General features: G+C 47.7%; 14 protein-coding genes. 9 read left to right on the top strand and 5 right to left on the bottom strand.

Going from position 1 to position 20578, the window contains the following annotated elements:
- The coding region (locus NDA01_RS24490; protein WP_348230071.1) for a CBS domain-containing protein at positions 1 to 1508 on the bottom strand (1508 nt) is incomplete at its 3' end.
- 511 nt (positions 1509 to 2019) lie between these two features.
- Between NDA01_RS24490 and NDA01_RS24495 the strand changes: the two genes are divergently transcribed.
- Entirely contained in the window at positions 2020 to 2733 is a 714-nt protein-coding gene (locus NDA01_RS24495; RefSeq protein WP_190379525.1) for a GAF domain-containing protein, read from the top strand.
- 381 nt (positions 2734 to 3114) lie between these two features.
- A complete protein-coding gene (locus NDA01_RS24500) occupies positions 3115 to 3393 on the top strand; it encodes a hypothetical protein (protein ID WP_190379526.1) in 279 nt (92 codons plus the stop codon).
- Between the two features lie 513 nt (positions 3394 to 3906).
- Here NDA01_RS24500 and NDA01_RS24505 read toward each other — a convergent pair.
- Positions 3907 to 5799, bottom strand: a complete 1893-nt coding sequence (locus NDA01_RS24505; RefSeq protein ID WP_277881585.1) for a sensor histidine kinase — start codon at positions 5797 to 5799, stop codon at positions 3907 to 3909.
- A gap of 390 nt (positions 5800 to 6189) precedes the next feature.
- Between NDA01_RS24505 and NDA01_RS24510 the strand changes: the two genes are divergently transcribed.
- The 4 genes from NDA01_RS24510 (at position 6190) to NDA01_RS24525 (ending at position 13078) form a co-directional block, all read left to right on the top strand.
- Positions 6190 to 8937 carry a PAS domain S-box protein gene (locus tag NDA01_RS24510; RefSeq protein WP_206753848.1) on the top strand — a complete coding sequence of 916 codons (2748 nt, stop codon included), beginning with the start codon at positions 6190 to 6192 and terminating at the stop codon, positions 8935 to 8937.
- Positions 8934 to 9350, top strand: coding sequence for a response regulator (locus NDA01_RS24515; protein ID WP_190379529.1), 417 nt, complete (start codon positions 8934 to 8936; stop codon positions 9348 to 9350). The genes NDA01_RS24510 and NDA01_RS24515 overlap by 4 nt, the downstream gene beginning before the upstream one ends.
- A gap of 64 nt (positions 9351 to 9414) precedes the next feature.
- Positions 9415 to 11409, top strand: coding sequence for an ATP-binding protein (locus NDA01_RS24520; RefSeq protein WP_190379530.1), 1995 nt, complete (start codon positions 9415 to 9417; stop codon positions 11407 to 11409).
- Between the two features lie 91 nt (positions 11410 to 11500).
- Positions 11501 to 13078: an ATP-binding response regulator gene (locus tag NDA01_RS24525; protein WP_190379531.1), complete on the top strand. Its 1578-nt coding sequence runs from the start codon at positions 11501 to 11503 to the stop codon at positions 13076 to 13078.
- A gap of 25 nt (positions 13079 to 13103) precedes the next feature.
- Here NDA01_RS24525 and NDA01_RS24530 read toward each other — a convergent pair whose 3' ends face one another.
- Positions 13104 to 16262 (bottom strand): hybrid sensor histidine kinase/response regulator, encoded by a 3159-nt coding sequence (locus tag NDA01_RS24530; RefSeq protein ID WP_190379532.1) that lies wholly within the window; start codon positions 16260 to 16262, stop codon positions 13104 to 13106.
- 584 nt (positions 16263 to 16846) lie between these two features.
- Here NDA01_RS24530 and NDA01_RS24535 point away from each other — a divergent pair.
- Entirely contained in the window at positions 16847 to 17056 is a 210-nt protein-coding gene (locus NDA01_RS24535; RefSeq protein ID WP_190379533.1) for a hypothetical protein, read from the top strand.
- Here the strand turns inward: NDA01_RS24535 and NDA01_RS24540 are convergent.
- Positions 17022 to 17825, bottom strand: a complete 804-nt coding sequence (locus NDA01_RS24540) for a ParB N-terminal domain-containing protein (protein ID WP_190379534.1) — start codon at positions 17823 to 17825, stop codon at positions 17022 to 17024. The two genes, NDA01_RS24535 and NDA01_RS24540, sit on opposite strands and share 35 nt — an antisense overlap.
- Positions 17822 to 18415, bottom strand: a complete 594-nt coding sequence (locus NDA01_RS24545) for a ParA family protein (protein WP_190379535.1) — start codon at positions 18413 to 18415, stop codon at positions 17822 to 17824. Before NDA01_RS24545 ends, NDA01_RS24540 begins: the two co-directional genes overlap by 4 nt.
- Positions 18416 to 18634: 219 nt before the next feature.
- Here NDA01_RS24545 and NDA01_RS24550 point away from each other — a divergent pair, with 219 nt between their 5' ends.
- On the top strand, positions 18635 to 19207 hold the full coding sequence (locus tag NDA01_RS24550; protein WP_190379536.1) for a plasmid pRiA4b ORF-3 family protein: 573 nt from the start codon (positions 18635 to 18637) through the stop codon (positions 19205 to 19207).
- Positions 19208 to 19267: 60 nt separating this feature from the next.
- The gene (locus tag NDA01_RS24555) at positions 19268 to 20212 is read left to right on the top strand and encodes an RpnC/YadD family protein (protein WP_190379537.1); all 945 of its coding nucleotides are present in this window, start codon (positions 19268 to 19270) and stop codon (positions 20210 to 20212) included.
- The last annotated feature ends 366 nt before the right edge of the window (positions 20213 to 20578 follow it).

Genomic DNA, 20578 nt, shown 5'->3' on the forward strand with positions numbered 1-20578 from the left:
TGGTCTCCCTGTAGAATCGGAACGACCAAGCTGGCTCGCACATCGTAGATTACCAGAATGTCGATATGACACTGAGTTAACCCTGCGGTGTAAATGTCTTCGCAAACTTGCGTTCGTCCCTGTTTATAGGCTTGGGCATAGTTTTGTGCAAAGCACGTATCCTGAATCCTACTGTGAAGCGCGGGTCTCCATCCGTCCGCGACCGATTCGACCACGACAGTGCCACTCCAGTCGGGGTGAAACTGGTAGATAATCACCCGATCTGTTTTGAGGAAGTACCAGACTTCTTCGACGCTTCTTTGCAGGATATCGGTTAGGTTGAGGGACTCCCGGATGTGGAGTGCCATTGCAGCGAGAATTTGGCTGCACTGCAATTGTTCCAGCAAGCCGGTCGGATTTTCGAGTAGCTGAAGATCAAGATCGGGACGCGGGTCTTGGTCAGCTTTGCTTTTTGACACCTCAAACTGCTCGATCGATCGCTGTAGCTGATTCACGGCGCTGTGCATCTCGTTGAGGTCCAGGGTCTCAAGAAAACTCGTCGGCGAGACAACGCCTAACAGGTTTCCTTCAGTGGCACATACCCCAAATCGCTGCACTTTGGCTTGCTGCATTTCCCAGTAAGCTACTAATACTGACTCTGAAGCGGGGAAGCACAGGAATGGAGCACTCATTACTGTTTGGGCTGGGATCTGTGATAACTCTAGCCCCAAAGTCCAGAGCTGGAGCACATGCCGCCTGAGTAGTAATCCGGCTTGGGCACCAGGCTGCGTCTCCTCGCCCGCTGTGAGGACGACACATTCCACGTCATGCTCAACCATCAGTTGAGCCAACTTAAGCACAGACGTAGTGGCTGGAGCTTGTATCACCAGCGGAGAAATAATCTCGGATAATGGCTTTGACTTTAGGAATTCATCGAGCGGTAAGATCGCACGAAGACTCGCTGGGGTGATGAGTCCGAGCCATTGCCCCTGATCATCCACGACGGGGAGGTGATGGATTCGATGCTGACGCAATTGAGCAAGCGCCGTAAAAACCGTTTGATCCTTAGATGCAGTGCAGCGAATGACCGGTCGCCGTGCGACATCAGTCATAGTCGTTGCGGTTAAGTCTTGCCCTGACACAATTGCTCCGATCGCATCTCGCTCGGCAAATACGCCCAGCAGTTGCGTTCCTTCGACGACCAGAAGCCCACTTGCACGAGCTTCGCTCATCAAAGTGGTGTTGAGCGAGAGCTCCAATCCTGGAAGCACGCAACTGCTCTGCGCTTTGCTCATCATCGCGATCGCCTCGCTCAGGGAGGTGTCTGAAGACACGGTCAAGGCACGGCGATCAAGGGCAGCGTCTAAAGTGAGGAAAGGAATAGATGGGTTTTGCGGATGCATACAGTGATGAATGTTGAGCGGCAGGACTTGAACCAGAGACACTTCTCTGAGTCGAGTAGAGCGGACAGCACTCAACGCAGGAGGATTGCAGTAACCTCTATATAAGCGATAACGACCGCGTTGCAAATATTTCGCTTGTTAGAGCTTTATATGATTTGCCAGCCTAAACCAGGTAAGCTTGGTTATTTCAATCCTTTCGATAAATAATACATTTCGTTAAGCATCTACAAATGGCTAGAATTCCTCGATGATATAGAGAGATGTGAAGGTGCTAAGTATCAACCTTCGCCATCGCTTTTAACCTTTCATCAGGTCGTGTTCTAGACATGTTGATCCTCTACTCAGCAAACATTGCTGGAGTTGGTTTCCGTAATTCAGATCCACATGTCTAGCGCACTACCGCTTGCAGCTTCCTGCTTTTGAGGCGAAGAGGACTGGGTCATAATATCCATGTTAAGCACTATCACATTTTCTTGTGTTTCTTTGCTTAATCGCTATGGTCAATAAGTATGAGATTAAACGTCAGTAACTGTTCTGCCTGAGAACAAGCAAGGAGTAGCCCTCTCAGCGTTCGGTTGCATAGAAAATACTATTGGTGCCAGCAACCTGGGTTGCAGGACAAACAGAGGTCCATGCGATGAAAGCACGAAAACCGGCTCAAGAAGCTGCGAGACTGGAAGCACTGAGACAATACCGCATCTTAGATACCCCTGCAGAGCAGTCCTATGACGACTTCACCTTACTCGCCTCGTTCATCTGCGCTGTTCCGATCGCCTTGATTAGCCTCGTCGATGCAGAGCGGCAGTGGTTCAAGTCGAAGGTGGGTTTAGAGGTGGATGAAACCGCTCGGGATCTCGCGTTTTGTGGACATACTATCTTGAGTCCCGAAACCTTAGTGGTGAACGATGCCCTGCTGGACGAACGGTTTATGAATAATCCTCTCGTCACCGATGATCCAAGGATTCGGTTTTATGCCGGTGCACCGCTGATTACTCCCGAAGGACATGCGCTTGGTTCGCTTTGTGTCATTGATCGACGACCTCGAGCGTTATCCACGCCCCAGAAGCTGGCTCTGGAAGCACTGGCGCGGCAGGTAATTGTCCAGCTCGAGTTGCGGCGAATGTCGGCGAGTTTAACTGAAGCCCTTAACAAGATCGATCTGATGGAAGGATTAATTCCCATTTGCTCCTACTGCAAAAGCATTCGAGATGACCAAGGCTATTGGTCCAGCGTTGAAAAGTTCATCCAGCAGCATTCAGACGTGCAGTTTACCCACGGGATTTGCGACGCCTGTCTGCAACAGCAATTCCCCGAGGTCGCAAAAAAGCTCTTGCTCGAAGACCCTCAATAAATTGAGGAACCGGGCATTTGAGTTCAGTCAAACGTGTTGAAGCAGATTATTTTCATAGTCTTTGTGCGAAAGTGAGCAAGCATCGAATGGAAAGGCTGCGATTACAGCAGAAGTTCCAACCCATGAGACAGCCTGAAAAGGCTGGTGAGTCAAGGGAAACCGAAATTTGCTGCTACCTTAAACGCCAGTGGTCAGTCTCACGAAAATTGGGCATTACAGCGTACTACAAACTGGCGATTTAGTCCGATTCTAGTCCAACCCGGTTTTGAGACGACTAATCTTAGAGTGAGACATCTGCTTGAGACTGCGAGCTTCATTCTGTTTGCATTGCTATGAGGAAATAACCCCGTATAATCGATCGTACTTATGTACTATTTGATTATGACTCAACCTCATGCTGCCGCCGCTGCTAGCTATTCACTAGATCGAGACGAACTTCTCCGGATTCGGGGTCTCAAGCTGGTGACGAGCGATCGTGATTATGTCTTTTTTGCCTTGCAGATTGATTACCCCGGAAAGCTAACTCCTGCGATTGATGTGGTTGCTTTTTGCGATCGTTGGGAGTTGAATGAGGGGGATTTGTACAAAGCGTTAGGCGATTTGCGGAAGAAGGGCATTGTTGTGTCGATTTCGAGCCGACTGAATCTTCAACTCTCCTAAAGGGAACTAAAACGCTCTGCATCTCGACTTTCTGCCGATTGCGGCAACTGATCAAAACGAGCAGCTGATCTTGACGCAACAACTGATAAGCCCTAGGCAATTGCCTAGGGCTTCTTCTAATAAATGCCAGCGTGAATAGAGGAGCTAGCGGTTTTGAATATGCTTCTATCATGACCGAAGCAGGTTCTCTAGGGCTAGGGTTAACCTACCCAATTTGTTCCTATTTTCACCTAGGTAGCGCGTAGCAGCTGCATGAGTTCTAAGCCCGGAACTACTACGGTGTGCGGCAGTTAATCAAGATTTAAAGAAGTGAATTAGCACCAACGGCAAGCCTTACGATTGTGTGCATGACTTAGCTAAGCGGGCATGTTTGTCAACTCTCGTATGGATTGTTAGATTTTAAATCAGAAATAGTACTTATAGTTATTCATGGTTTAGGTAGAATTGTCTTTAATTTGATTTCGAGTTTCGTCAAGAAGGACGGTAAAGACTCGTGTAAGCGTCCCTGGAAGATTAGCTGCTGTTCGCCCTTTTGAGCTCAAGCCAAAATTGACTGCCTTTTCCAGGTTGCGACTCCACGCCGACCCTTCCCTCCATTCGTTCCACGCCTCTACGCACGATCGCGAGCCCCATCCCGGTACCTGGATAAGTTTCCGCACTGTGCAGTCGCTCAAAGATGCCAAAAATCTGTTCTTGAGCTTCTGGCTTAATTCCAATACCGTTATCCGCAATCCATACTCTCACCCAGTCTTCTTTTTCTTCACTCCAAATGTGCAGATTAGGTTGGACGTTGGGTGCAACAAACTTAATTGCGTTGGCGAGCAGGTTTGTGATGACCTGAGTTAATAGTGTGGAATGAGCGATCACTTCAGGCAGTGGGAAATCAACCTTGACCTGAGCTTGGCTGGTTTGCAACTCTAATTGCATCTGCAGCAGAATTTGACGGATTAATTGATCCAAGTTGACAGGTCGTAACGCGACTTCGGATTGGCTTAGCCGGCTATAATTCAGCAAATCCTGAGTGAGCGCATCTAGGCGCTGGGCTGAGTCCCAGATTAATTGGGTATAGGTTTGTCCTTCTTCATTCAAGTCTTGACTGTAATCTTCCAGAAGTGCTTGCGCGAGTCCCTTCATCGTCGTTAAGGGGGATCGCAAATCATGGGAAATCGTGCTAGTAAAAGCCTGCAGCTCTTGATTCGCATCTGTTAACTCAGCGGTTCGTCGGATGACACGCTGCTCTAAGGTGACATTAAGTTGCTGAATTTCCTCTTCAGCTCGTTTCCGTTGGCTAATATCTTCAATCACCGAGATAAAGTACTTTGGCACTCCGTGATCCGTTCGGACCAGCGAAACCGTTAAATTAACCCAAATCAAGGAGCCGTCTTTACGAATGTAGCGTTTCTCGATTGAGTAGGTCTGGATTTTATTCGCCAGCATTTGCTGGACGTAATTCAAGTCAGTATTGAGGTCATCGGGGTAAGTCAGGTCTTGAAACGTCTTTTGAAGCAGCTCATCGCGCCTATAGCCTACGATCTTGCAAAGCTTATCATTCACCTGTAACCATCTGCCAGCTGGAGAGACATGAGCAATGCCGACAGCAGCTTGATTAAAGGTACTGTAAAACTGCTCGTTACGTTCGTTCAAGGCTATATTGATCTGCTGCCGTTCCTGAATTTTTGCCCGCAATTCAGTATTTGTGTCCAAGAGTTTCTGAGTTTGCGACTCCACCTGCTCGTCTAATTCCTGATTAAAGGTACGTAGCCTTGTCTCGAGCTGTTTCAGAGTAGTAATGTAATGGCTGGTTCGCCGGAGTCCCGTTCCGACTAGCCCAATTGAAGAGACACTGAGCAGCACAATGCTTGCGGTAGCCGCAGTTGCGTCCTGATTTGCCTGCTGTATGCGCTGATGAAGTAGAGCAATTTCCTCCTGCTGAATTGAGTGAGTCACAGCACGGATTTGGTCCATTAGGGCTTGCCCCTGATCTGTCTGGACAACTGCCAATGCAGCTGTTAATCCCTGAGCTCGATTCAAGTCAACGGTCTGCTTTAGCTCAAGGAATTTTGCACTAATTAAGGGCTGCAGCTGCTGTATTCGAGCTTGCTGACGAGGGTTATCACGAGTGAGACTTTGTAGGTCTTGCAGCTCGCGAGAGGCTTGGCGAACTGAATCGTAATAGGGTTGCAAGTAGCGAGTTTTTTGAGTGAGCAAGAACCCTCTTTGTCCTGTTTCGGCATCTTTTACTTCCGAAAGGACAGACTCTGCTTTAGCCAAAACTTCATTCGTGTGACTTACCCACTGGCTGCTATCTCTGGACTTAAATGAGGCGAGGCAAGAGGCGAGGCTCCCTGCAGCTAAAAGGATAAAGGCTGCCCCAAACGTCGCTATATTTTGAGTTCGATTTGGCATTAATTATCCGTGTCTCGCCTCAAATACTCAAGCCCATTATCGTTACACTTTCGTCTCTAGCAGCACATCTATCTTGGGGCATTATTCGCTTTGAAGGCTGATTGTGGCAAACTGTTTGGACGTCAGTATCTAAAAAGTAATGCATGAAACGCTGCTAAGGCTTCTGCTTGGATAGGGCTTTCTATTCATACTCCTTCCTAGCGGAGCGAAAAGTGCATCATACTGTCTCTAGAGCAGACATTCTTAGCTCTAGAGACAGTATGATGAAGGGTATATTTTCCGTCATATAAAAGTGTTTGCACTCGAGAGCTAGCATAGCTGTATGGATATGCGTTTTTTGTCGCAGCAACATGTGAGGTTCAATTGGCTGGAATTCGAGCAGTGTTGAGAGTGAAGCATTTCCTGGACTCCGGATATAGTCTCGCTATATTCGCAAGTTTGCTTGCTCTATGCCTGCGATTTCTTTTGAACCCCGTTCTGGGCGAAGGTGCTCCTCTTTTAATTTTCATTTTACCGGTCATTATTAGTGCTTGGTGGCATGGGCTAGAGGCAGGATTAACGGCAACAGTCTTGGGTGCTTTGCTGGGAACTTACTTCTTTTTCCCCCCTTATTGGAGTCTGCAAATACAAAATATCAATGCCGCTGCAAATATTACTCTCTTTATTCTTGAAGGTATTCTCATCAGCTATTTCAGTAAAGTAGCCCGTCAGTATCGACGACACCTTGAAGGGTCGCTGTCTGAGCTTAGTGACCAGAAAGAACAGTATCGCTTACTGATTGAGGGCGCAAAGGATTACGCCATTTATGGGTTAGATCCGACTGGGCATATCACGAGTTGGAATAGTGGTGCCGAACTCATTAAGGGATATAGCGCTGCCGAAATTTTAAGACGGCATGTCTCTGTTTTCTACACCGAAGCCGACGTTATTCAGGGGAGACCTGAGGCTGATTTACAGACTGCAAAAAGCACGGGACACTTTGCAGGAGAAGGGTGGCGAAAACGCAAAGACGGCTCGTTATTCTGGTCTAACGTTGAGATTTACGCTTTACACGATCTCCAAGGCAGCCTGTGCGGTTTTTCTAAGATTGTTCGTGATGTTACTGAGCAAAAACGGAGTGAACAAGCACTTCGAGAGAGTTACAGTTTGCTCGAGCGTGTGATTGAAGGAACACGAGACGCAGTTTTCATCAAAGACTTGCAAGGACGCTATCAACTGATCAACTCAACCGCTGCCCGAATCTTTAATAAATCGCGAGAAGAGGTTTTGGGTAAAAATGACCAAGAATTATTACCCTTAGAAAGTGTAGCGGGACTCCAGCAGATCGATCTTGCTGTGATGGAGACGGGAATTTCCCAAACATTGGAAGAGACCTTACCAGGGACAACTGAGCAAACTTTCTTAACCACAAAAGATCCCTTACGCGACGATAAGGGCAAGATTGTTGGTGTAATTGGAATCGCTCGTGATATCACGGAGCGCAAGCAAGCTGAGGTAAGGCAACAGTGCTTATTCAAGGAGCTGTCAGATATTAAGTTTGCTTTAGATCAAGCAGCCATTTTGGCCACAACGGATGGCAAGGGAATCATTACTGCGGTGAATGACAAGTTCTGTCAAATCTCGAAGTTCAGCCGCAAGGAACTGATTGGACAAACCCATCGCATTATCAATTCCGGCTACCATTCTCAAGCGTTTTTCCAGGATCTTTGGTCAACGATTGCTCAGGGTCGGGTTTGGCATGGGGAAATTAAGAATCATGCCAAGGACGGTAATTTCTATTGGGTTGATACAACCATTGTTCCTTTTCTAGATGATTCAGGTAAGCCGTTCCAATACCTAGCCGTGCGATTTGATATTACTACCCGTAAGCAATCTGAGGAACAGTTACATCGAGTAGTGCAACGCTTGGAATTCTTACATCAGCTTGATCTCGAAATTTTAGAGGCTCAGACTTCTGAGGCGATTGCTGCTGCTGCACTCTCCCGCTTGGCTCAATTGATTCCTTATGATGAGGCAGCAGTTGTTCTCTACAATGTCGAAGCCAGTGAGGGGGTTATTTTAGCGGGAGAGTTATTTGGACATGAGCCTGGAAGCGTACTAACGCTTGCAGGCTCATGTCCCGGTACAGAAGAATTAAATGATCCACCACTGCCTTTCCTCATTGCAGATCTTTTTCCCAAGGATCGCCCTATTGCCCTTGATCCTTCTACAATGAGTGCCCCTGTTAGCAGCATATTCGCCCCACTACAAACTAAAGCAGCCCTCATTGGCACCTTGATTCTGGTTGCCGAACCCTCTGTGATATTTAGCCAAGAACATCGAGCAATTGCACAGGAAATTGCCGATTCGTTGGTGATTTCCATTCAGCAGTCCCAATTACGAGAACAACTCAAGCGATATGCGGGTGAATTGGAAAAACGGGTGACAGAGCGAACGCTTGCCTTACAAGAGGCAAATGATGGGTTAGAAGCATTTAGCTACTCGGTTTCCCACGACTTGCGGGCCCCGCTGCGCTCAATGCAGGGGTTATCCATAGCTCTCTTAGAGGATTATGGTTATCAGCTTGATGCTACTGCACATCTGTATGTTCAAGAAATTGCCACGTCTGCTAAACAAGCTGATGAGCTAATCATTAACCTCTTAGAATATGCGCGACTCACGAGAGCCGATGTCAGCGTTCAACCTGTGAGTTTCGCTCAGTTGGTCACTGAGGTACTCACGCAAATCAAGGGGGAACGGCAAGCCTCTCAGGCGGAAATTAGCGTTGAAAACCCGCTACCAAGTGTTATGGGGAATCATTCGACGCTGAAGCAAGTCATTCTGAACTTGCTGCTCAATGCAATGAAGTTTGTGCCCGCCAATGATCCACCTCACATTCAGATTTGGGCAGAACATCGCTCGGGTTGGGTACGTTTGTGGATTGAAGATAATGGAATTGGTATTGCACCGGAGCATCAAGAGCGAATTTTTCAACCGTTTGAGCGCTTACACGCCATGGAAACCTATTCGGGAACGGGGGTAGGGTTAGCGATTGTTCGGAAAGGAATTGAACGAATGGGCGGTAAGGTTGGGGTCGAATCAGCATTAGGACAGGGAAGCCGCTTTTGGGTGGAGTTGCGCGAGGTGGCTCAGGAATGACTCAACCAACGATTCTATTTGCCGAAGACAATCAGGGCGACGTTTTGCTTGCAAAACGGGCATTCCGCCAACTGAACAAGCTTGATGGACCTTACGAATTAAGGATTGTGGCAAATGGGGAAGAAGCGATTGACTACTTGTCTGGGCAAGGGAAGTATGTTGATCGGCATCGCTATCCCATGCCTGCTTTATTGCTGCTCGATCTCAAGATGCCGCGTCGTTCCGGGTTTGAAGTCATGGAATGGATACAACAACAGATTGGGCTTGACATCCCGACTGTGATTTTAACCACTTCGACTGATCCCAAGGATGAGAACCGAGCCTATCAATTAGGAGCTAAATTGTATCTCCTCAAACCCATCACGCTCGACATACTCAATAATCTCCTCACGCAAATTCCATTGCCTTCATGAGATAGAAAGCCGAGGCTGTGCGGTTTGAACTAGACTATATAAGTTATAACCATACCCTGGGCAGATGCATATCTTAATTCTCGATGATAGTGTCAGCGACCGTCTTTTGGTCGAGCGGCAGCTTCGACAAGCGTTTGCTGATTTGAAGGTGACCTCGATCGGAGAAGAAGCAAGGTTTGCGCAAGTTCTGGAAGCTGGAGAGTTTGATTTCGTCATCACCGACTACCATTTGCAATGGAGCAATGGGTTAGAGGTTTTACAACAGGTTAAACGCCGCTACCCAGACTGCCCAGTTGTGATGTTCACAAACACAGGAACTCAAGAAATTGCAGTAGAAGGGATGAAACAGGGGTTAGATGACTATCTGATTAAATCCCCAAAGCACTTTATTCGTCTGGTGCCGACTGTTCAACTAGTTCTGCAACGAATAGAAGACCGCAAACAGCGTGCGCTCGCAGAATTGCGGCTGCAGTCGCTACTCAATCAACTCGAAATTGGTGTGTTTCGGATTCGTTCCGGAGGAGAAGTGATTGAGGCTAATCTTGCTCTGCTTCAATTACTGGGAGTTGGGTCCCTTGCAGAAGTTGATATGCGCCTGGGCACCCTTCTATTTTCTAATGGGCAAGAGCTTCAACTGCATCAACGGGTTGACCGTCAGACTCAGATTCGCAATGCTTTAGGAGAAGATCTCTGGCTTCGGGTCAGTGAAACCTTAAACTCAGTGAATGGACAGCTTGTCATTGACGGTGTGGTCGAAGACATTACGCGTCTGAAACAAGCGGAAGCAGGGCTTAGACGCTATACTCGGCGATTAGAGATTTTGCAGGAGCTGAATAAGTCTATCCTGCAATCTGAGCCAACTCCTCAAATTGCTCAGACTGCGCTTGATGCAGAATTGGAACTTCTGCCGGTTCAATTGCTCGATATTAGCCTGATTGACTTGGAGCGCAATCAGACAGTGGTTCTTGCGATTCAATCCAGTAAGGAGAATATTCGTTATGGGTTGGAGTGCGGGGAGATTATTTCAGCCGCCGATTGGGGAGAGATTGAAAAGCTCAAACAAAATCAAGAGATCGTCATCTCAGATTTGGCGTCTGTCCTTAGAACCCCAGTTCTACAGCGCTTATTTGAGCAGGGAATTCGCACTTGGGTGAGCGTACCAATTTATACTGAAGAACGTCTCATTGGAGCATTCAGTGCGGGCTCTACTGAACCTAACGCTCTTACTCTTGAGGAGATCGCAATACTGAAAGAATTGGCAACTCAACTTACGATCTCGGTGGACCAATCGCGACTGCGTGAAGAACTCCGCCGTTACGCAGAAGAGCTTGAGAAACTTGTCCGAGATCGAACGCAGCAACTTGAGGAGGCCAATCAAGATTTAGACACCTATGCTCATTCCATCTCACAGAACTTTCAAGCTCGGTTGCGGGGAGTTCGAGCCTATGCTGAAGCGCTACAGCAAGATCATGGTGAAGCACTCGATGCAACCCCGCGCCAGTGGTTGCGGTACATTTTGCAGGAAACAAAGCAAATTGAAGCAATTGTACAAGGGTTGCTAGTCTACAATCGCTTGAATCGGTCCCGCCTTACCCTCCACCCCCTCAATCTCAATTCAGTCGTGAGCGATACGCTGGATCAAGTGGAATGGGAAGTCCAGCAGACTGAAGCAAAAGTCATGGTAAACTCTCCACTGCTTCCTGTGATTGGGCACTATTCCACCCTGATTCAGGTCATGGCTTCCTTACTCACCAATGCGATGAGGTTTGTCGCACCAGACGCTCGACCAACGGTCCGAGTTTGGGCAGAACAACGCAAGCAGTACGTTCGCCTATGGGTCGAAGATCAAGGGATTGGGATTGCTCCCGAGAACCAGGACCGAATTTTTGAGATTTTTGAGCGGCTGCATGCTGAAGAAACTTATCCAGGTACTGGGATTGGGCTCGCGGTTGTGCGTCGTGCTGTTCAATGCATGGGTGGACAAGTTGGCGTAGAGTCTCGTTTAGGTCACGGAAGCCAATTTTGGATCGAACTGCCTGCGGCTAATAATCTATCTTAATTATGAGTAACTCAAAGGTTCTTTGGCATCTGTGATTACCTAAATCACGTCAAAGGAGGGACAAACAATAGGTTATGGACAAGGGTGATAGATGCTTCATATTCTATTTGTGGATGATAATCGAGGAGATCGCCTGCTTGCAATTCGTGAGTTAAGAAAAAACTTTCCAGATTTGCAGGCGATAGAAATAGGTACAGCTGATGGACTTGCTTCAGCTTTAGAGACTGGTGAGTTTGATGCAGTTGTCACCGATTATCAACTGCTTTGGAGTGATGGACTGTCAGTTCTACAAGCAATTAAGTCTCGCTACCCAAATTGTCCAGTCATCATGTTTACAAATAGCGGCTCTGAAGAAATTGCAGTAAAGGGCATGAAGCAGGGCTTAAGCGACTATGTGCTGAAGGGACAACCCTTATACCGGTTAACGGTTGCTGTGCAAGAAAGCCTTGAGAAGCAACGAATGCGCCGTGAATATGACAAGACTGTAGAGCAATTGAAGCTCTCTGAGGAGCGGTTTCGCCAGCAAGCTAAAGAGCTTGCTGAAGCAAATCAACTGAGAGATGAGTTTCTTGCGGTCATTTCCCATGAGTTGCGCACCCCCCTCAATCCAATTCTGGGTTGGGTACAGGTGTTACGCAAGGGAACCCTGAGTGCAACACAGGTAGACCATGCGCTGGAAACCATCGAACGCAATGCTAAGCTCCAAACTCAGCTCATTGAGGATCTCCTGGATATCTCCCGGATTCTTCGCGGCAAACTGAGTCTTAAAAAAGCCCCTGTTGATCTAGGACACATCATTGGAGCCTCGCTTGAGACGGTTCGTCTTGCAATAGAAGCCAAACACATTCAGGTTGAGACCCATTTGGCTCCGAGAGGACAGATGGTTTTTGGAGATGCAGGTCGCCTGCAACAAGTCATTTGGAATCTCCTCTCGAATGCCGTGAAATTTACGCCTGAAAGCGGCAAGATTGAAATTGATCTCAATTACGTTAATCTCAAAGCTCAGATTACTGTTAAGGATACGGGTATTGGAATTAGCTCGGAATTTCTCCCCTACGTATTTGAATACTTCCGTCAGGCGGATAGCTCTATCACCCGCAACTTTGGGGGATTAGGATTAGGATTAGCGATCGCGCGTCAGATTACGGAACTGCACGGGGGTACCATTCGAGCAGAAAGCCTAGGTGAAGGCGAAGGTACAACCTTCACCGTGACTCTACCACTCATGACAACGGTCTCTGAGACAGCTGAGCAAATCACACCAGCCGACAATACTTCTGGGCTACAGGCGGTAAAAGTGCTCGTGGTCGATGATGAGCCGGATAATCTTGATCTCATTGCCTTTGTTTTGGCAGATGCGGGTGCAACAGTGACTGCCGTTGCTTCAGCGGGTGAAGCATTAGCCGTGCTGCCACAATTTAGGCCAGATGTTTTAGTCAGCGATATTGGGATGCCCGAAATGAATGGCTATGAACTGGCTCGACAGGCTCAAGCATCTTTACCGCCAGGAGAATCACTTCCAGCAATCGCCCTCACGGCTTATGCTGGGGAAGCAGACCAAGAACGAGCTTTAGCTGCAGGCTTTCGAGTCCATTTATCGAAGCCAGTCGAGCCGGTAGATCTGATTCGGTCCATTGTTGAGCTGGTTCGTTCAAAGCCATCGCCTTAAACGCAAAGGTCAAAGCAGAAGTGCTTCATATGCGATGAACTAGATTGGCAACCACTGTGATAAATTCTGCGGGCTCAACCGGTTTCGGTACATGGGAATTGAAGCCTGAAGAGAGTGCCTTGATCCGATCTGCTGTTCTCGCATAAGCAGTCAGCGCAATGGCAGGAATGGTACCGCCCTGTGCTGGACTTAAGGCTCGTACCTGTTGAATGAGCGTGTAGCCGTCTTCTTCAGGCATCCCGATATCACTGACTAACAGACCAGGACGCTGAGTGGGTGGACTTTGTGTGATCACGGCTAATGCTTCTGCTGCTGATGCTACGGTGAGGACCGTTGCGCCACAGTGCTGAAGAAGCACTGCCAGTAGCTCCCGTGCATCGGCTTCATCATCCACGATTAATACGGTTAAGCCGTCTAATCTGGCCGCACTTATGGGGGGAGCTTGGTCACTGACGCTGGGATGGACCCGCGCTTCGTCAAGTGGGGCAGAACGGAAAATGGCAATGGGTAGAACGACTGTAAAGGCAGCTCCTTGTCCTTCCCCAGCACTCTCTGCCCGCACGCTTCCCCCATGCAGTTCCACTAGTTGCCGAACAATCGCGAGTCCTAGGCCTAGCCCCCCATGATGTCTAGTCGTTGAGCCGTCGGCCTGCTGCAAGCGTTCAAACACATACGGCAAAAAGTCAGGACGAATCCCTTGTCCTGTGTCACTCACCATCACTTCAACATGAGAATTGATGCGTTCTAACCGGATTTGAACCCGCCCATTCTTCGGCGTGAATTTGATCGCATTCGACAGCAAATTCCAAAACACCTGTTGTAGGCGATCCGGGTCGCCAGAGACTGGACCGGCACTCGGATCCAACACACTTTGGATGCGGATATTTTTGGCATCTGCGGCTGGACGAACAGATTCAATGGCGGCTTCAATCACCGAGACCATTACAACAGGCCGGACATTCAACCGCAGCTTGCCTGTAATGATGCGAGACACATCCAGTAAGTCTTCAATCAGTTGATTCTGTGCCCGAGCATTGCGCTGGATTGTCTCTAGAGCGCGGTTTACAGTTGCTGCATCCTGTGTTTTGGTAAGCAGCATGGTTGACCAACCCAGGATGGCGTTGAGCGGCGTTTTCAGCTCGTGAGAGAGCGTGGTTAAAAACTCATCCTTGAGACGATTGGCTTTGACTAGCTCCTCAGCTTGTTGCCGTAGTAGGGCTTCGACCTGTTTACTCTCGGTCAAATCCAAGACGAAGCAGACCCAGGACGTTTGGTCCTCTTCGAGCAGGGCAGCGCCAATGAGAATCGGTACCCGGCTGCCATCTTTGCGAATATATTCCTTCTCAAATGGAGTACAGCGTCCAGTCATTGAAAGTTCCCGAATGCCCTGTTGATCCCGCTCCTGATACTCGGGCGGTGTCATCTCAAACCAACGCATCACTCCGTTATTTAGATCGTCACGGCCATAGCCAACTATCTCAAGAAACGCATCATTCGCTTCGGTAATATTGCCATCCGCTTCAGCTAGGATAACCCCAATTATATTAGATTCTACCAATCGACTAAAGCGAGCTTCGCTTCTCCTTAAGGCCATCTGCTCAGCTCTGAGGTCCTCTGCTAAAGCTTCCGCTTGGCGTCGCGCTACGACCTGGTCAGTCACCTCAAAGGCAAAAGTAATGATACCTTCTACCTGCCCATGAATATCATAGGTGGGCTGATAGATGAAGTTAAAGAATCCTTCCTCGATTGTGCCATTCCCTTGACGATCAAACTGAGCGGAAACCTCTGCTCCAACGAAAGGAGTTCCAGTCTGAAAAACGTTATCGAGCAACTCAAAGATACCTTGGCCCTCCAAATCAGGAAAAACTTCGCGCGAAGTTTTTCCAATCAACTCACGATTGCCGACCACTTGGCGATACCGTGGATTGGCAAACTCAAACATGTGGTCAGGACCGCGTTGAATACAGATCAAAGCGGGAGCTTGTAGCAGGAGGGAGTAAAGACGATTGCGCTGAACTTCAGCTTCTGCCTGAGCGGCTTGTGCCCCTGCAAGCAACTGATTGCGCTCTGCTTCTGCTTGCTTCCGGGTGCTGACATCCAAAACCCAAGATAAAACTGAGACTAAGTTTCCAGCTTCATCCAGGAGAGCAGAGTTATACCATTCGCAATCGAGTACGCCACCAGTTTTTGTATAATTTCGGTTAAAGCTCACCACTTGTTGCTTAGTGCCTTCCCACAACTGAGCAACAACTGTGCTAGCTGCTGCTACATCTTCAACAAACACAAACTTCCATTCGTCGGGTTGTTTGCCAGTAACCTCGTCAGCTGTCCAGCCAAAGATTTGTTGTGCTTGTCGAGACCACCGAGATACTCGGAAGTTGGCATCCCATTCAATCAGTGCAACCGGAGAGTTATCAATATGAAAGTTAAGCCGTTGCAGTGTATCTTGTAAAATTTGCTCTCTTTGCTTGCGCTCTCGAATATCCCGCACAATGACTTGAGCTGCCGGTTGCCCAGCATAAATTAGCGGTGAGGCAACGACTTCTACATCAATGGGTGTCCCATCTAGCTGAAGAAATTGCTCCTCGACCAGTGCAACTGGCTGCTGTAATTCTAGAAGCTGATGGATTCGCTCTTGAACAGCAGTTCGGTAGGCTGGAGCAATTATCTCTAAAACCGACCGGCTCAGTAACTGAGCTGTCTCAGTTGCGCCCAGTAGCTTGACTCCAGCCCGATTAATAAACACAATCTTTCCCTGCTGTTGAATAAAAATGGTGTCAGGAGAGAGATCAACCAATTGGCGATACTGCGTTTCACGCTCCGCTAGTTGCAGGGTAACCGCATGTGTTTGGCGCTGTGCCCGTTGCATTCGGCCAATAACGAAGCTAATTAGAGTTCCCTCCAGAATAAAAAAAGCAACTTGAATTAGATTGGTAGGAGTTAACGCCAACGCAACGATGGGGTCCAAAAAGAAAAAATCAACAACCAACCCAGATAGTAGTGTTGCCAAGATACCGGCCCGAACTCCCCCACGAAGGGCGCTGAGAATCACAGCCCCAAAAAATAAGAGAAATGGAGTTCTTGCACCAATGAGGGAATTAAGAACAAGCTTCAGTAGCAACGCGACCCCAACACTGAGAAGGGCGATGCTGTATTGTCGGAAAACTATATGAAGACGGGGCATTGATATGAATCCTGCAACTCTCTACTGGGTACGAAAAAAGTAAGGAAACTGCTGCACGTTTGACTTTAAGCAGGGTAAGCACAGTGATCAGCGGGGGCGTAGGACAAAAGAACGGAGCGATAAAATTCCCATTTAACCCCACTTTGAGCAATAGCGTGGTGACTAGCGGCGTTTTTGCAAGTTCACCGCCAATGAAGCACGAGAGCATCAGCTATTGAACAATGAGTCACCGAGCGCTCGGCTTGGTAGTATTCAGGTCCTGCTCACGCTTGAAGTTTGTTGAGGTGAATCTTGTTTGAAGACGGTTGTACATGTGCATTAATCCGGCAATAGTCCAAGATCTGTAACACGACTGTACTACAAACTAATAGCACGATGAGATTCAGGAAAATTCCATCTTTCAAACCCCATTTTCGTTTCACTAACGATTTCCTAGAACTTAGTGAATTGAAAAGAGAGCTGTATTCCTTGCCCTGATGAGTGTTCAGCCCGGTCTTCTGCTCTCGCTGATTTTTTGAGATGGCTTTTTTCATTAAGTTAATAGCTTTAAGTTGTAATAACTTAGTGAAAAGCTCGAGGCTGGCATGGCATTTCAAAAAGGCGAAAATCCGCATCATCCGCTTCCCGGATCTGTCCTCACGGTTGAACCCATTCGGGACAAGAAGGCGATTGACCGCATCAAGAAACTGCTGCGGGATCAGCCGCGTGACCTTTGCCTGTTTGTTCTGGGAATTAATACTGCATTTGAGATGCCAAAATTTATGGCTTGGAGCCTTGAGCCTCAATTTCGCTGATTACCTCTTCAACCAGCTTCATCAGTTTAGGAAGTTGCTTGCTAAGTGCTTGACGTTTAGGAGACAGCGTTCCGGAATCACTCATCGACTCCCACGCCTGCAACTTCTTGAGTGCCTGATGCAAAATCTTCTGCTCGGAAACCATGACATCTTGTCGTGGTTTCTGAGTTTGCTCCTCATTCAGGTAGCGTTGAACTGTTCTTAGACTTTTTCCCACAATCACTTCCAGAGCAGGACGTAAAGCTTTAGTGCCTTTCGTGGGTCTACCAGGCTGATCGACATAGCCTGACGATCTCAGCCGATTTGCCAGTGCTCTCACCTCTGCTGGAGTATAGTCTCGACGATGCTCATTTTCCGCGATTTCGACTTGCAATGCCCGGTCTGGTTCTTCCTCCGCATCAAACGGTAGAACTCGTACTGGAATCAGGTTCGATAGAAAAAGCTTTTCGTAAGCAGGCGTGTTCTGGTTTCTTAGTAACCTAATTGCAGCCAGGCGGTGTGCTCCAGCTAAGAGACGATTTCGGCTATCCAGAACTAAAGGTTCTAGCAACCCCAACACAGAGATTGACTCTGCCAACGCCTCAACGTGAGATTGCTTTAATTCGCGAGTATTCGTCTCTCGATCGAGAATATCTTCAAGCACTCTCACTGATTGTGCTGAGTCTAGGACGCTTTTTACAGACTTTGTTGGTTCCGGTAGGTTGCTCTCTTTACTTCTTGGCTCCGCACTTCCCTTCGCTGCCCTGATAATGGCATCAAAATTGCTCATAACAGTATCTCTTTTCCAACCTTCTGATAATCTTCCCAACCTTGCTTTGCGCGAGGATCGTCAACCTCGTCGATCGGCACTCCCAACAACGCAGAGCGTTGAAACGCAATGAGTCGCCGAATACCCGTTTTAAAAACAGGAAGTCCTGCCTGGGTCAAACTTGCTCGTGCTTTCTCTCCTTCCTTTGAAGGTGCTGGTGGAATGATAGTGAGTAGAATTTTATAGCGATCGCTGTCCAACTCCACCAACGCATCAACAGTGAGCATCAAAGCATCAAGCGCAAAAGCATCAGGACTCGACGGAATAACCAACAGATCACATCCGTCTACCAGTGCTTTGAGGTCTTCATGGCTCGGTCTGGCAGGCGTGTCAATCACAATATGCTCGTAACTCCTTGCATATTTAGCAGCCTGACGTTCATCTACCACTTTGAAAGGAGGATTGCCACGGTTTGCCCAATTGGTAACAGAGCGATTTACATCCCCATCAATGAGCAGGGTTGGAGCTTTCTTCTGTAAATAAGCAGCAAGATGTATAGCAGATGTACTCTTCCCAACGCCACCCTTAAACGATGCAACTGTAAGAATCATGAACGGCTTACATATTCCTATGATTTTCAAAGCTTCTGAATTTTAGCTGAAATACTTTTGAATACTGTCTTCGCGCAAGAAGTTGACGCAATTTCTCATTCTCTCCTTGAAAACCATGACATCTTGTCATGGTTTTCAAGGAGGCAAAAATGGCAACTTAGAGTTCAGAAGCTGCGTGCCATGAACTAGTCTAGATATCGGAAGCTCAGAGATTCAGTGATGCCTCCTCGAAAACCCTCAATTCCTACTTGCCTTTATCAGATCAAGATCACACTTCAAGATTTGCGCCCTCCCGTCTGGCGAAGAGTTCAGGTTTGGAGCGATATTAGTTTAGGCGAACTGCATCAAATCATTCAGATAGTAATGGGCTGGACAGACTCTCATCTTCATCTATTTCTTATCCAGGGAATGGAGTATGGTGAGCCAGATCCAGAATACGACTGGGAAGTTAAAGACGAACGCAAAGTAAAGCTGAACCGAGTGGTGTCTGGTGAAAAATTTAAATTTCGCTACACCTATGACATGGGGGATAGCTGGGAACATGAAATTCTGATTGAGAAGGTTTTGCCTGCCGAGCCTGAAATTCCTTGCTATGGGGTTTGCGTTACGGGTAAACGAGCCTGTCCACCAGAAGACTGCGGCGGCACTTGGGGATACACGGAGTTAATCGAAACGTTACGAGATCCGAATCACCCAGAGCACGAATCGATGCTGGAGTGGGTTGGCGAAGAATTTAACCCAGAAGCATTTGATGTAAACGAGATTAACGAGGCATTACACCAATTGAAATGATGCCGAAGCGCTCTCTGTATCAACGATATAGTAATCCGTACCCTGAAACGAGCGACCGCTGTGACTATTGCTCCTTCTGCTAATTATGATGCTCCCTGGAAAGAAGCGCTAGAGCGCTATTTCGAGCCATTTCTCGCCTTCTTTTTCCCTCAGATTCACGCCGAAATCGACTGGCAACTGAGCTACGAATCGTTAGACTCAGAATTTCAGCAAGTCGTGCGGGACGCTGAGATCGGTAAACGATTTGTCGATAAACTCGTTAAAGTGTGGCGACGAGATGGACAAGAAACTTGGGTTCTGATTCATGTAGAGATTCAAAGTCAGTATGATTCAGACTTTGCTAAGCGAATGTACACCTACAGCTACCGAATCTTTGACCGCTACAATCGGGATGTCGTAAGCTTGGCGATATTGGGAGATGATCAACTCAATTGGCGACCTCAAGCCTATCACTACACATTGTGGGGCTGTCGAGTCGGAATTGAGTTCCCGATCGTTAAACTGCTCGATTACGAATCGCAGTGGGATTTTTTAGAGCAGAGTCTAAACCCTTATGCAATGCTCGTTCGAGCGCATTTGCTTACTCAGAAAACGAGTGGCGATTCTGAGGATCGATTGACGTGGAAACTGCGACTGGTTCAAGGAATGCAGGCGTTAGGATATAGTGAAGACACCATCTTAGAGTTGTTTCGGTTAGTCGATTTGATGATGACGCTACCACCGGAGCTAGACCAGATTTTCGACACTGAAGTTCGCCGTTTTGGAGCTGAAAATGCCATGCCTTACCTGACGACGATTGAGCGATTTGCGATCGAGCGCGGCAAATTACAGAATGCCCGTGATTCAGTGATGGAAGTTTTAGATGTGCGATTTGGAGCGGTACCACCCGAATTAATCGACCAGCTTAATCAGATGGAAGATCTTGATCGATTGAAGCAATTGCTCAGACAAGCGACTGTATTAGCTTCAATTGCGGACTTTCAAACTTTGTTGCTGAATGAGTGATACTTGCGATCTCCACATGCTAAAGAACTGTCACAGGGGCAACGTCAATCTTGTCTTGGACTAGAATTGGCTTAAATTACCATTGGGTAATGGTCTATAACCCGCATTCTTCTGGCGAGCAATTGGCACAGTGATAACGGTAAATCAAAGTTTGAGGGCTGCACTTCTGCGCTCGGGCGCAGATGTTATAGAACAAATCTATCTTTTACGGCCATTAGTTAAACCGCTTCATCCTCTGGGGAAAAATTGAGCTTAAGCGTTGCATCATTCCACTCAAATGCCTGGCTGGCAATACTGTATGAGATCGATAGCCAATTGAGCCAGCTTTCTCAGGCATCTACCGTGAAAGACCGAGAGCGCTTGAAG

It is taken from the genome of Trichocoleus desertorum AS-A10 (genome assembly GCF_039962155.1).
Classification (GTDB): domain Bacteria; phylum Cyanobacteriota; class Cyanobacteriia; order FACHB-46; family FACHB-46; genus Trichocoleus.

Excerpts from the sequence above, each read along its gene's own strand:
- NDA01_RS24495 (WP_190379525.1), top strand. The coding sequence starts at position 2,020 with ATGAAAGCACGAAAACCGGCTCAAGAAGCTGCGAGACTGGAAGCACTG.
- NDA01_RS24500 (WP_190379526.1), top strand. The coding sequence starts at position 3,115 with ATGACTCAACCTCATGCTGCCGCCGCTGCTAGCTATTCACTAGATCGA.
- NDA01_RS24505 (WP_277881585.1), bottom strand. The coding sequence starts at position 5,799 with ATGCCAAATCGAACTCAAAATATAGCGACGTTTGGGGCAGCCTTTATC.
- NDA01_RS24515 (WP_190379529.1), top strand. The coding sequence starts at position 8,934 with ATGACTCAACCAACGATTCTATTTGCCGAAGACAATCAGGGCGACGTT.
- NDA01_RS24520 (WP_190379530.1), top strand. The coding sequence starts at position 9,415 with ATGCATATCTTAATTCTCGATGATAGTGTCAGCGACCGTCTTTTGGTC.
- NDA01_RS24525 (WP_190379531.1), top strand. The coding sequence starts at position 11,501 with ATGCTTCATATTCTATTTGTGGATGATAATCGAGGAGATCGCCTGCTT.
- NDA01_RS24530 (WP_190379532.1), bottom strand. The coding sequence starts at position 16,262 with ATGCCCCGTCTTCATATAGTTTTCCGACAATACAGCATCGCCCTTCTC.
- NDA01_RS24535 (WP_190379533.1), top strand. The coding sequence starts at position 16,847 with ATGGCATTTCAAAAAGGCGAAAATCCGCATCATCCGCTTCCCGGATCT.
- NDA01_RS24540 (WP_190379534.1), bottom strand. The coding sequence starts at position 17,825 with ATGAGCAATTTTGATGCCATTATCAGGGCAGCGAAGGGAAGTGCGGAG.
- NDA01_RS24545 (WP_190379535.1), bottom strand. The coding sequence starts at position 18,415 with ATGATTCTTACAGTTGCATCGTTTAAGGGTGGCGTTGGGAAGAGTACA.
- NDA01_RS24550 (WP_190379536.1), top strand. The coding sequence starts at position 18,635 with ATGCCTCCTCGAAAACCCTCAATTCCTACTTGCCTTTATCAGATCAAG.